Here is a 12,949-nt window from a genome sequence, read left to right on the forward strand (position 1 = left end):
CGTGGGTTTTAAGGATCATCTAATGATCGCGATTTACCATCAAGGGCTGATACGAAATGTTACGAACATACGGACATTTCCCGGGCGCGCCTTGATGTTTGTCAGGTCCACCACAATACGCATTGTCGAGTTGATCAGAGGTGTTGCGTCGCAAAATTTTTTCAGCAGATCAAGGTATACCTGGCTTTTTTTTGGCGGTATAGTTCCCTATCCCTGTTGCCATCAGGCATTAAACTGATGGCAAAGGAGCATGTCGGTGCCACGTCGCCCGGCGTGCAGCTGTACCGTCAGGCGACATCGATTGGCCACATGGTTTGCGGAAATTCTCATGGTCCAGATATCGAACGTCGCTGTCACTGCCGCTCCTTACCATCGCGCGGCAGGAAACGATGTTTGCATAGTAATTCCGTCCGCAGCCACCATTCATAGAGTAACCACATGCCCAATCTTGCCAAGCTCCAGCTCGCCCTCAAGAATGTCTACGTGCGCATCGGCGCCGGACTCCTGTTCGTCCTGCTCGTCGGTTTGGCTATCTACAACGCCGACGTCGAGCAGGACACCAGCCCACTGGTCCATTCGCAGGACATTTCGCGCATCACCGCGCTGGCCTCGCAGAAAGACAAGCTGGAATACCTGATGGTGGCCAAGCCGCTGTCGGAGTCGCCGCGCTACATCTTCAAGTTCAAGGATGCGCCCCAGCTGCACGTGATCAAGGTGCCGAGCACCTCGCACCTGAGCCTGGAGCGTGAAGTGCTGCTCAAGAACGCCATTCCGTATTCGATCGCCAAGGAAGACTACCTGGCCTCGCACAAGGCGGTCCTGCTCGACGAAGGCCAGAACGTCGCCAGCGCCGAAGCGCTCGCCTTCCTCAAGCGCCACGCGCTCGATATCTTCCTGATCCTCCTGATTCTCTACGCGATCAAGTTCGGCATCCCCGGCATGGGCATGAGCGCCGCCGTCATCATGCCGGACAAGCTCAAAGGCAGCATGGATGACCTGATCGGCATGGACGACATCAAGCAGGAAGTGCTGCACCTCGAAGACATGATCCGCAACCGCAGCGAATACAAGTCGCACAACATCGACAAGCCGTTCAACGTGATGCTGACCGGCCCCGCCGGCACCGGCAAGACCAAGCTGGTTGGCTACCTGGCCAAGAAACTCAATGTGCCGCTGATCCAGGCCTCCGGTTCGGCGCTCGAATCGGGCTACGTGGGTGGCGGCTCCAAGGCGCTCAATGCGCTGTACCGCAAGGCTTGTGCGCGCGGCAGCTGCATCATCTTCCTGGACGAAGCGCAAACCCTGTTCATGCCGCGCGGCCGCGGCGAGAAGAAGTGGGAAGACGACACCGCCAACACGCTTCTCGGCCTGCTCGACGGCGTCAAGAGCGACAAGGGCGCCGGCGTGATCTGGGTCGTGGCCTCGAACTTCGACGACGCCTCGGTCGAGATGGATGAAGCGATGCTGCGCCGCTTCTCGGTCAAGATCAACTTCCGCCTGCCGAACAAGGGCGAGCGCGGTGCGCTGCTCAAGAACTTCTTGTGCCGCAAGAAGGATGGCCTGGTCGACTGGAACGATCTCGATCTGGGCCAGGTTGCCGAAATGACGGCTAACCTCAGTCCCGCGCTGCTGGAAACCGTGGTCGAACGCGCCAGCATGATCTCGATCCAGGAAAAGGCGATCATCAATACCGATCTGATGTTCCGTGCTTTTGAGCGCGCCACGCTGGGCCTGACCGACCGCGCCACCACGGCCGAAAAGCACAAGCAGCGCGAGCGCGTGGCGCTGCACGAACTGGGGCACTTTTTCATGCAGATCGATCCGTATCTGCGCCAGGGTATGACCTTGGCAGAGGTCAAGGAAAAATCGCACCTGCTCAAGATCAGCACCGAGTCGGTGTCCAAGCTCGGCGCGCTGGGGTATGTGCTGCAGTCGGGCGATGATGTGTCCCTGCGTACGCTCGAAGAGCTGGAGCAGGACGTGATCCAGCTGTACGGCGGCGTGGCGGCCGAGGAGCTGTTTTACGGGGCGCGCGGGATTTCCGTGGGCAGCCAGAACGACATCGAGAAAGCCACCAAGATGCTTAATCTGATGGTCAACCGCCTGTCGATGTATTCGCGCTCGAAGATCGACTACACGCAGTTGAAGAACGAAGGCAGCGGCGAGCACACGATCCGCCAGGTGGAAGAGAAATCGGACGAGTTGTACAGCTACACCCTGGGCGCGATCCGCGATTACAAGGCCGTGATCGAGTCGATCAAGGATATCTTGCTCGACCAGTACGTGCTGTCGAAGGATGCCGTGTTCGCGCTGTTGGAAGAGCGCCGCGATCTGCTGGCCTTTCACGTCGCCAGCCAGCGTCTGGGTAATCTGAAGCTGTGTACCGAGGCTGCCGCGGTTTAATACCACCAACCAGTAAACCGTCGTTCCCGCCTGCGCGGGAACGACGTGGGTGGTGGGTTTAATGCCCCCCCATGCCCCGGCTTCACCGCCGCCAGATCCACGCTGATCTGCTCGGCCATGCTGCGCGCCAGTTCCCTCTCCCCGACGAACACCTGGCTGCCGGTCTCCTTGCGCAGCAACTCCGCCTCTTCCTCGTTATGCGTGCGCACCAGCGTACGAATCCCCGGATTGAGCGCGCGCGCCGTTTCGATCATGGCGCGCACATGGAAGGTATCGGGCGTGGCGATCACCAGCAAGGCCGCACGCGCGATGTGCGCCTGGATCAGCACCGCCGGTTCGGCCGCATTGCCCACCACCGCCGCGATATCGCGCTTGCGCAGGTGGTCGACCAGTTCGCGGTTCTGCTCCGCCACCACGATATGCACGCCCTGCGCCATGAGCGCATCGGCGATCATGCGTCCGACCCGCCCGTACCCGACCAGCACCACCTGCCCGCTCAGGCGCTCCTGCGGCACCGACATCGGCAGCTCGGCCAGCGGATCGGTCGAGCGTTCCAGCTTGCGCGCCGCATCGGACTTGCTGCGCAGCCAGCGCTGCAGCGGCTCGATCGTCTTGAACAGCAGGGGATTGAGCGCGATCGAAATGATCGCCCCGGCCAGGATCAGGCTCTGGCCCTCTTTCGGCAGCAGCCCGAGCGACATGCCCAGCGCCGCCAGGATGAACGAGAACTCGCCGATCTGCGCCAGGCTGGCCGACACCGTCAGCGCCGTATTGAGCGGATAGCGCAGCGCGACCACCAGCGCAAAGGCCACCAGCGACTTGCCGAACATGATCACGCCGACCACCGCCAGTACCCGCAGCGGGCTTTCGACCAGCACCATCGGATCGGCCAGCATGCCTACCGAGACGAAAAACAGCACCGAAAACGCATCGCGCAGCGGCAGCGACTCTTCGGCCGCGCGGTGGCTCAGGGGCGACTCGCGCAGCACCATCCCGGCAAAGAACGCGCCCAGCGCGAATGACACGCCAAACAGTTCCGACGAGCCGTAGGCGATGCCCACTGCCGTGGCGACGACCGCCAGCGTAAACAGTTCGCGCGAACCGGTGCGCGCCACGCGCCACAAGAACCACGGGAACAGCTTGCGCCCGACCACCAGCATGAAGACAATGAAGGCCGCCACCTGGCCCAGCGTGATGGCCAGGGTTTTCCAGATGTTCGCACCCGCTGCGGCACTGTCCCCGGTCGTGCCGCCCAGTATTCCGGCCAGCGCCGGCAGCATCACCAGCATCAGCACCGTCACCAGGTCCTCGACCACCAGCCAGCCGACCGCGATGCGGCCGTTGATCGAATCGAGTATGCCCAAATCCTCCAGCGCCCGCAGCAGCACCACCGTGCTGGCCACCGACAGCGCCAATCCGAATACCAGGCCGGCGCCCAAGCTCCAGCCCCACAGGTACGCCATGCCGATCCCCATGCCGGTGGCCGCGCCGATCTGCAGCACCGCCCCGGGCAGGGCGATGCCGCGCACTTCCATCAGGTCGTCCAGCGAAAAATGCAGCCCGACCCCGAACATCAGCAGCATCACGCCGATTTCGGCCAGTTGCCCGGCCAGCGCCACATCGGCAACGAAGCCCGGCGTGGCCGGTCCGATCACGATCCCGGCGGCCAGGTAACCGACCAGCGCCGGCAATTTGAAACGCACGGCGATCATGCCGAATATAAGGCCGAAGCCCAATGCGGCGGCGATGGTGGTGATCAGACTGATGTTGTGGTGCATACGGACGCTCTCCTCGTGATGGGCGGAGCCCCCAGTATAGTTTACATGGGCACGTAAAGACGGCTAGGGCACCGTGGCCAATGCCAGCAGCACCTTGCGCACCGAGGCGCGCACCGCCAGGAATTCGGCGCGGCGCCCGGCCTTATCGAGCCGGAACAGCATCAGGCCTTCGATCTGCGCCACCATCAGGATGGCGCGCTGGCGGTACTCGTCGTCGCCAATGGCCGGATTGAGGCCGCGAATGAGCTTGAAGATAGCCTTGCGCTCGCGCGCCATCATGGTATCCATCAGGCTCGATGCGAAGGCGTTGCGCGAGGCCAGGGCCCAGATCTCGAAGAAGATCGCATGCGTCACCGGGTCGGTGATCTCATCTAGAAACATGTCGCAGGTCGACAGGAACTGGTCCAGGCGCGGGGCGCTCGTCATGGCCGCCGAAATCGAATCCATCTTCGACTGGAACAGGTCCATCGTATAGAGCAGCAGCGCTTCGAGCAGCGCATCCTTGCTCTGGTAGTAGTGCTGCACGTTCGATAGGCTGATTCCCACCTCGAGCGCCACGCGCCGCATCGACAGGCCCGCATAGCCGTCGGCCGCCAGCAGCGTGCGCGCCGCGCGCAGGATGTCGTGGGCCCGTCCCAACCCTTTTTCGGTGGTGACGGAGGCTTTGTTTTTGAGTGCGCTGGCGAGATGACTGGACATGGACCGGATTATCGCATGGCGCTATGCAAAGCAGGTCGGCTGACCTATAATCGGCGCACTAGGTCGAGCGACCTAGTTCATAAAAACTTCAGGAGACGCGCATGAGCCGCAACGTTTTTGTCACTGGCGTGGGCATGATCCCCTTCGCCAAGCCGGGCGCCAGCGCCCCGTACGACCAGATGGGCGCCCTGGCCGCGCGCCAGGCGCTTGACGATGCCGGCGTGGCCTACGACGACATCGAGCAGGCCTACGCCGGCTACGTGTACGGCGACTCGACCAGCGGCCAGAAGGCGCTGTACCAGGTCGGCATGAGCGGCATCCCGATCGTCAACGTCAATAACAACTGCTCGACCGGATCGACCGCCCTGTTCCTGGCGCGCCAGGCCATCGCCAGCGGCGCCGCCGAATGCGTGCTGGTACTCGGCTTCGAGCAAATGAGCCCGGGCGCGCTCGGTTCCGTGTTCGCCGACCGTCCCAGCCCGTTCGAGCCGTTCGACCTTGTCACCGATGAACTGGTCGGCATGCCCGACATTCCGCTGGCGCTGCGCTACTTCGGCGGCGCGGGCCTGGCGCACATGAAAAAATACGGCACCCCGTTCGACGCCTTTGCCAAAATCCGCGCCAAGGCCAGCCGCCACGCCGCGAACAATCCGCTGGCGCTGTTTCGCAAGGAAGTCACACCCCAGGACGTGCTCGATGCGCCCATGATCTGGCCGGGCGTGATGACGCGCCTGATGGCCTGCCCGCCGACCTGCGGCGCTGCGGCCGCGGTGCTGGTATCGGAAGAATTTGCAAAAAAGCGTGGACTGAAGGCCGACGTGTACATCGCCGCGCAAGCCATGACCACCGACCGTCCCGGCACGTTCGAGTCGGGCGACATGATGCGCCTGGTCGGCTACGACATGAGCCGCGCCGCCGCCGACAAGGTGTACGCGCAGGCCGGCATCGGCCCGGGCGATCTCGATGTCGTCGAACTGCACGACTGCTTCGCCCACAATGAACTGATCACCTACGAAGCGCTGGGCCTGTGCCCGGAGGGCGGCGCCGACAAATTCATCAACGATGGCGATAACACCTACGGCGGCAAGGTCGTCACCAATCCGTCCGGCGGCCTGCTTTCGAAAGGGCACCCGCTCGGCGCCACCGGCCTGGCCCAGTGCTACGAGCTGACCCACCAGCTGCGCGGCAGCGCCGGCGCGCGCCAGGTCGACGGCGCCCGCATCGCGCTGCAGCACAACCTGGGCCTGGGCGGCGCCTGCGTGGTCACCATGTACCGGGCCGCATGATGGATATGAACATTTGCGGCACCTCGCCCTGGATGACGCCTGAACTGGAAGGCTTTCGCGACGCGGTGCGGCGCTTCGCGGCCAGCGAAGTCGCGCCGCACCAGCAGCGCTGGCGCGAGCAGCAGCATGTCGACCGCGACCTGTGGCACAAGGGCGGCGCCATGGGCATCCTGTGCGCCGACATCCCCGAGCAATACGGCGGCTCCGGCGGCAGTTTCGCGCACCAGGCGATCGTGTTCGAGGAACTGGGCTATTGCGGCGACATGGCCTTCGGCATCCACGTGCACGCCATCGTCGCCCACTATCTGCTGCACCAGGGCACCGAAGCGCAAAAGCACAAGTACCTGCCCAAGCTGGCCAGCGGCGAGATGGTGGCGGCGATCGCCATGTCCGAACCGGGCGCCGGCTCGGACCTGAAAGGCATCCGCACCACGGCCGTCAAGACGCCCGACGGCTACGAGGTGAGCGGCTCCAAGACCTTCATCTCGAACGGCTACCTGGCCGATCTGGTCGTGGTGGTGGTCAAGACCAGTGCCGACGCGGGCGCCAAGGGCATCTCGCTGCTGCTGATGGAAACGAAGGACAACCCGGGCTTTCGGGTCGGCCGCATTCTCGAGAAGGTCGGACAAAAGGGCCAGGACACGTGCGAGCTGTTCTTTGATAACGCCCATGTGGCGCTGGACAATGTTCTGGGCGGCGCCGAGGGCCAGGGTTTCGCCCAGCTGATGACCGAGCTGCCGTACGAACGCACCATCCTCGGCGTGGCCGGCGTGGCCGCGATCGAACGCGCGCTGCGCCTGACGATCGACTACACGCGCGAGCGGCGCGCCTTCGGCCAGGCGTTGATCGACATGCAGAACACGCGCTTCGTGCTGGCCGAAATCAAGACCGAGGCCACGATTGCGCGCATCTTCATCGACCGCTGCATCGACGAGACCATCAAAGGCAAGATGGACACGGTGACCGCCTCGATGGCCAAATACTGGATCTCGGACCTGCAATGCAAGGTGATCGACCAGTGCGTGCAGCTCTTTGGCGGCTACGGCTACATGCTCGAATATCCCATCGCCCAGATGTACGTGGACGCACGGGTGCAGCGCATCTACGGCGGCGCCAATGAGATCATGAAGGAAATCATCGCCCGTTCACTCTAGGAGCGCACCACTATGGCAGGACCGCTGGCAGGAATCAAAGTGATCGAAATGGCCGGCCTCGGACCCTGTCCGTTCGCCGCCATGATGTTGGCCGACATGGGCGCGGAAGTGATCCGCATCGAGCGCAAGAGCGCGCCCGGCGCGGCCACCCCGTTCCCCATGCTGGGCACGAAGTACGACGTGCTGGCGCGCGGACGGCGTTCGCTGGCGCTGGACCTCAAGCAGCCGGCGGCGCAGGCGATCGCGCTGGAGCTGATCGCCAAAGCCGACGTGGTGCTCGAAGGCTTTCGCCCCGGCGTGATGGAGCGGCTCGGACTCGGGCCGGACGCCTGCCTGGCGCGCAACGCCGCGCTGGTGTACGGGCGCGTCACCGGCTGGGGCCAGGCTGGCCCGCTGGCGCAGGCAGCGGGGCACGACATCAACTACATCGCCCTGAGCGGCATGCTGCACGCGATGGGCCGCGCCGATGCGCCGCCAGCGCCGCCCCTGAACCTGGTGGGCGACTTCGGCGGGGGAGGGATGATGCTCGCCTTCGGCGTGGTCTGCGCCGTTCTGGAAGCGCGCACCTCGGGCAAGGGCCAGGTGATCGACGCCGCCATGACCGACGGCGCCGCGCTCCTGGGCGCCATGATGTACGGCCTGCGCGCGCAGGGTGGCTGGAGCACCGGACGCGAAGCCAACCTGCTCGACGGCGGCGCCCATTTCTACGACACCTACGCCTGCGCCGACGGCAAATTCGTGTCGGTGGGCGCGATCGAACCGCAGTTCTACGCCCTGCTGATGAAACTCGCCGGAGTGGACGATCCCGTTTTCGACGCCCAGATGGACCCGGCCAGCTGGCCTCTTCTCAGCGACAACATGGCGGCGCTGTTCGCGCGGCGCACGCGCGACGACTGGTGCGCGCTGATGGAAGGGACCGACGCCTGCTTCGCGCCCGTGCTCGACCTGGACGAAGCGCCCCTGCATCCGCACAACGCCGCACGCGCCACCTTCGTGGAGGTCGACGGCGTCATGCAGCCGGCGCCGGCGCCGCGCTTTTCGCGCACCGTGCCGGAGCTGAGCGGTGCGCCTGCGCACCCCGGCCAGCACAGCGCGGCGGTGCTGATGGACTGGGGCTGGGATGATGCCGCGATTGCCAACCTGGCCGCCCAGGGCGTCATTTGACCGGATGTTGCGCTTGTGTGGCCGGATTAACCGGCGCCGGCGGCGATCAGGAGTAAGATCGTGACAGTCAAACACCATGCGGAGGCACTATGCAAGATACCCTGAACGGCCCCGACTCCTTCCCTGCGGACGAAACGGCCGAAGCAGAAGCGATTCCAGGGCGCGACCTGCTCATCGTCGCGAAATTCTTCACGCCGACCGAAGCGCACCTGGCGCGCAGCTTCCTGGTCGCTTCCGGCATTCCCGCGGTGGTGGCAGACGTGAATCACGCCCAGGCCGACCAGTTCCTGCTGCCCGCCATGGGCGGCGTGCGCGTGCTGGCGCCCGAAGAGTACCTGCAGCAGGCGCAGGACCTGCTGGCCGCGCGCGAGCACGGCGATTTCACCCTGAGCGACGATGTCGATGTCGGCCAGCCCGAGTAAGCGCTAGCGGTCGACCGGCGCCGTCCATCCCGGCAGGGCGCCGATGCGCTGTGCCAGGAAGTCCATGAACAGGCGTGCGCGCGCCGGCTGGTAGCGTCTGGACGGATACACCAGCGCCACGTGCTGCGGCGTGCCACTCCATGCCGGCAGCACGCGCGCCAGCTGGCCCGCCTGCACCAGGTCGTGCACCAGCCAGTGCGGGCACAGGCCGATCCCGGCCCCGGCAAGCAGGCTGTCGCGAATCGCCAGCGCGTTATTGACACGATAGCGCCCGCGTGTCGTCACCTTCACTACTTCCCCTGCGCGCTGCAGTGCCATCTCGTCGCCCGTGGCCAGCCATGCAAAGCGGATGAAATCGTGATGCGCCAGGTCGTCCGGCCGCTTGATGCGTGCGTGCTGCGCCAGATACGAGGGCGCCGCCACCAGCGAGCGCGGTGATGCCGCAATCGTGCGCGCCACGGCATCGGGCGGCAGCGGGCCCCCAAGGCGCACGGCCACGTCCACGCCATCGCCCACCAGGTCGACGAAGCGGTCGTCGAGAATGAGTTCGATCTCGATGCCGGGATGCAGCGCCAGGAATTGCTGCGCCAGCGCGTTCAGATGAAACTGGCCGAGCGCCACCGGTGCGTTCACGCGCAGCAGGCCCTGCGCCTGCCGCGCGTGGCCGCGCACGTCCGCCAGCGCGTCTTCGTACTCGTCGAGCAGGCGCCGCGCGCGCTCGTGAAAGCGCAATCCTTCGGCCGTCGCCAGCAGGCCGGTGGTGCTGCGTTCGAGCAGGCGAACGCCCAGATGCGCCTCCAGTGCGTTGATCGCCTTGCTCACCGTCGGCTGCGTGGTACCGGCTTCGCGCGCCACGGCCGACAGGCTGCCCAGGTCGACCGCGCGAATGAACAGGTGCATCAGGCGCAGGGTATCCATCGTCGCTCCTTATTCCGTATTGGAATGGATGATAGTCGATTTACCGGTCTACCAGCACCCAACGGAATGGCCTACCTTGAGCGCCTACTTCACTCAAGGGGAAATACCATGTCGATATTGCGAACATTGCCGGTGCTGTTCATGTTGTGCGTGCAGGCTGCGGCCGCGAGTCCAACGCGCTGGGTTGCCAGCTGGGGCGCCAGCCCCCAGGCGCGCTGGGACGACAGCTTCATCCTGCCGGTCGGGGTGCCGGCGTCGCTCGAGCAGCAGTCGGTGCGCGACGTGGTGCGGCTGAGCGTGGGCGGGCGGCGCCTGCGCATCGTGCTGTCGAACCGTTATGGCGTAACGCCGCTGCAAGTGGGCCAGATGCGGGTCGGCCTGGCCGGCGACGGCACCGCGGTGGTGGGCGGCAGCAGCCGCGCCGTGACCTTTGGCGGCAGTGTGCACGCCAGCGCGGCGCCCGGTGCGGCGCTGGTCAGCGATCCGGTCGACCTGCCCGCCGGGGCGCTGGCCCGGCTGGCCATCACCACCTACTACCCGGCGCCCACGCCGGTATCGACCTTTCACTGGGGCGCGCAGCAAACGCCGTATCTGGTGCGCGGCAATGCCACCGCGGCGGCCGACCTGCCCGCAGCCACGCGCTTCGCGGGACGCGCGTTTCTGAGCGCGGTGCTGGTGGAGGCGCCCGCTGGCGCGCGCAGCGTGGTGGTGCTGGGCGACTCGATCACCGATGGCAATGGGTCAGCGCGCGACCAGGACCGGCGCTGGACCGACGTGCTGGCGCAGCGCCTGGCGCCGGCCGGCGTGGGTGTGGTCAATGCCGGCATTTCCGGCGCGCGCCTGCTGGGGGACCGCATGGGCGCCAATGCGCTGGCGCGCCTGGACCAGGATGTGCTGGCGCAGCCCGGCGTGGCCAGCGTGATCGTCATGATGGGCATTAACGACATCGGCTGGCCCGGCAGCCCGTTCGCGCCGCACGATGCGGCCATGAGCGCGGAGCAGGTCATCAGCGCCTTGCGCCAGCTGATCGAGCGCGCCCGCGCACACAATGTGCGCATCGTCGGCGCCACGCTCATCCCGTTCGAGGGCGCACTGGCCGGCACGCCCTTCGAAGGCCATTACAGCCTGGCCAAGGAAGCGGTGCGCCAGCGCGTGAACCGCTGGATCGTCAGCGGCGGGCAATTCGATGCGGTGTTCGATGCCGACGCGGTGCTGCGCGATCCGGCGCGGCCTTCCCGCATGCGGGCGGAATACGACTCCGGCGACCATCTGCATCCGGGCGACGCCGGCTACCGCGCACTGGCGCAAGCTCTTGATTTGAGCGAGCTGATGGGAAAAAGCGAGCGCTGCACTGAACCAGATGGCGCCCGGCGGCGTCCAAGGAGGTGAGATCACCTGCCAAGGAGTTGCCCATGAACGATTTTTTTGATGCGCGCAATAAAAAGTTGATGCGCGACCTGCAAACCGCCGCGCTCAACGTGCTCGAACATAACCGCACCGAAGCGCTGTGCATGCCCATCGAGGGCACCGACCCGGTGCTGTATGTCTTTGTGGGCGATGCCGCCGCCCTGACGCGCCTCGGCGCCATTATCGACAGCGGAGGCGGACCGATGAATTTTTCCTGACCAGCCAGCAGGTGGCCAGGCGAGCGAACGTAAAAAAACCCCTGAGCGGTTGAAGTCTCAGGGGTTTTAAGGCAAATCGTTATTTGCCGTGTTCGTGGGATAGGTGGACTCGGATTGTGGTCTGTAAGCCGCACTGGCACTCACTCTCGCATATTCCGGCACGGTTTCTGCCCCTAAATCTGCCCCCAAATATTTTTGTGTCTGCCTCTAGGCAAAAATCGTTGGTAATGGCACACGTGTACTCGTTTGACCATCACGCCGGCTTGTGCCGACAGTAAGCACGCGTAACTTAGTTGCAGTCGAGACCTGCGAGCCCTCCAAAAACGCCCATGCCGCAACGACCCCCCGACCCTGTTCTATGGCGATCGCATGAGTGATCATATCGGCGGTTTCACTGTCTTGCCGTGCTTCTTGAAAGGAATTGTCGGAGGACATTGGAGCTGCCTTTATTCGGAGTGAATCCCCACAGTAACACGTGGTCCACGCAATGAGGTAAATGCATGGCGATGGCGGAGCAAAATTCTTTGACGCTGGACTGTGGGTTCGCATTTGAAATGCAACCCTTCGGCGCTTTCTCGCGCACGCGCGCGCACAACGCTGCTGGTTGCCGGTCATGCGATCGAGAACCCCGATTCGGGGGCCTGGCGTTTTGTGGGTTAGCGTTAAATGCGAGGGTGAGCGCGGTCCTGTGTGGGCGATGTGCCCGAGGTTTTGCCCCGCCCTGGGGGGATCTGAGGCTATGTCAAAAAACCGTTTTTCTATCCTGACTGCGCGAATAAATGGGTAGAGCGCGGTCCTGTTCTGCGTGGCCGCGCGGAGTTTCGACGCCCCCACTCTGGGTCTGATTCTGGCGGCGGGTGCCGTCCCAGAAAAATATTCTCAATTCGCGGTTGTGCGCATAGAGGGTCGGAGCGGTCCTGTGTGGGCGACCTTCCGCCAGTCTCGACGGGCCTCCCCCTCGCGTGGGTTGGATTCCAAGTCTGACCCTATGCGCACCTGGCGCCAGACGCAAAAAGGCCCAGCGTGTGAGGCTGGGCCAGTCCTGCATCAGACTCAAGGATGACGTCCTGCAGGTCTCATGGTTTGTCGTGCCGGCCACTCATGAGTTACGCCCTGCTGCCACGTTATGGGAGGAACACGCCCTTGATCAGCACTTCAGGACGGTTGACGGTCAGAGCCAAACGCTCTTCGGCCAGGATCGCCAGCAGGTTGCGGGTGAAGTAGTCCGCATGTTGGGTAGCGATTTCGACAGTGGCCTGCTGGCGGTCGTACAGCCGTGCAGCGCGGGCGAAGTCCCCTACCATGAACTCTGTCTCCCCCATCACGTCGGTGACCACGACAGGCACACGCCACACGCTGGCGCGGCCGTTGTCATCGGTCACGTTGTACGAGAACTGGTAGCGGCCTTCCTTATCCTTGTCCAGTTCGAGGCGCTCCAGGCCGATCGGATTGATGACGATGCCAGTGGCCACGCCGCGCGCCAGCTGCACCTGGGTGATT

Annotated in this window: 11 protein-coding genes; 7 read left to right on the forward strand and 4 right to left on the reverse strand. The window is 64.5% G+C overall.

The annotated features are described in order from the left end of the window. Positions 1–438: 438 nt before the first annotated feature. The gene (locus RBA40_RS06120; RefSeq protein ID WP_306646765.1) at positions 439–2,403 is read left to right on the forward strand and encodes an AAA family ATPase; all 1,965 of its coding nucleotides are present in this window, start codon (positions 439–441) and stop codon (positions 2,401–2,403) included. Here the strand turns inward: RBA40_RS06120 and RBA40_RS06125 are convergent. Then, on the reverse strand, positions 2,400–4,181 hold the full coding sequence (locus tag RBA40_RS06125; RefSeq protein ID WP_306646767.1) for a cation:proton antiporter domain-containing protein: 1,782 nt from the start codon (positions 4,179–4,181) through the stop codon (positions 2,400–2,402). The genes RBA40_RS06120 and RBA40_RS06125 overlap by 4 nt on opposite strands. 63 nt (positions 4,182–4,244) lie before the next feature. Then, a complete protein-coding gene (locus RBA40_RS06130) occupies positions 4,245–4,880 on the reverse strand; it encodes a TetR/AcrR family transcriptional regulator (protein WP_306646769.1) in 636 nt (211 codons plus the stop codon). Positions 4,881–4,981: 101 nt separating this feature from the next. On the opposite strand from RBA40_RS06130, the gene RBA40_RS06135 reads away from it, so the two are divergent. From RBA40_RS06135 to RBA40_RS06150, 4 genes are all read left to right on the forward strand, one after another. Then, entirely contained in the window at positions 4,982–6,166 is a 1,185-nt protein-coding gene (locus tag RBA40_RS06135) for a lipid-transfer protein (RefSeq protein ID WP_306646771.1), read from the forward strand. Further along, a complete protein-coding gene (locus RBA40_RS06140; RefSeq protein ID WP_306646809.1) occupies positions 6,166–7,320 on the forward strand; it encodes an acyl-CoA dehydrogenase family protein in 1,155 nt (384 codons plus the stop codon). Before RBA40_RS06135 ends, RBA40_RS06140 begins: the two co-directional genes overlap by 1 nt. A 12-nt stretch (positions 7,321–7,332) precedes the next feature. Continuing rightward, the gene (locus tag RBA40_RS06145; RefSeq protein ID WP_306646772.1) at positions 7,333–8,484 is read left to right on the forward strand and encodes a CaiB/BaiF CoA transferase family protein; all 1,152 of its coding nucleotides are present in this window, start codon (positions 7,333–7,335) and stop codon (positions 8,482–8,484) included. A gap of 89 nt (positions 8,485–8,573) precedes the next feature. Beyond that, positions 8,574–8,906, forward strand: coding sequence for a putative signal transducing protein (locus tag RBA40_RS06150; RefSeq protein ID WP_157778461.1), 333 nt, complete (start codon positions 8,574–8,576; stop codon positions 8,904–8,906). 3 nt (positions 8,907–8,909) lie between these two features. On the opposite strand, the gene RBA40_RS06155 is transcribed toward RBA40_RS06150, so the two are convergent. Next, on the reverse strand, positions 8,910–9,824 hold the full coding sequence (locus tag RBA40_RS06155; protein WP_306646773.1) for a LysR family transcriptional regulator: 915 nt from the start codon (positions 9,822–9,824) through the stop codon (positions 8,910–8,912). Positions 9,825–9,932: 108 nt separating this feature from the next. Here RBA40_RS06155 and RBA40_RS06160 point away from each other — a divergent pair, with 108 nt between their 5' ends. Together RBA40_RS06160 and RBA40_RS06165 are read left to right on the forward strand one after the other, a co-directional pair. Next, the gene (locus RBA40_RS06160) at positions 9,933–11,213 is read left to right on the forward strand and encodes an SGNH/GDSL hydrolase family protein (RefSeq protein ID WP_306646775.1); all 1,281 of its coding nucleotides are present in this window, start codon (positions 9,933–9,935) and stop codon (positions 11,211–11,213) included. Positions 11,214–11,236: 23 nt separating this feature from the next. Then, a complete protein-coding gene (locus RBA40_RS06165) occupies positions 11,237–11,449 on the forward strand; it encodes a hypothetical protein (protein WP_306646777.1) in 213 nt (70 codons plus the stop codon). Positions 11,450–12,573: 1,124 nt separating this feature from the next. Here RBA40_RS06165 and RBA40_RS06170 read toward each other — a convergent pair. Next, positions 12,574–12,949: phage major capsid protein (locus RBA40_RS06170; RefSeq protein WP_306646779.1), on the reverse strand; the 376-nt coding region annotated here is incomplete at its 5' end.

This window comes from Massilia pseudoviolaceinigra (assembly GCF_030846505.1).
GTDB lineage: Bacteria > Pseudomonadota > Gammaproteobacteria > Burkholderiales > Burkholderiaceae_D > Telluria_A > Telluria_A violaceinigra.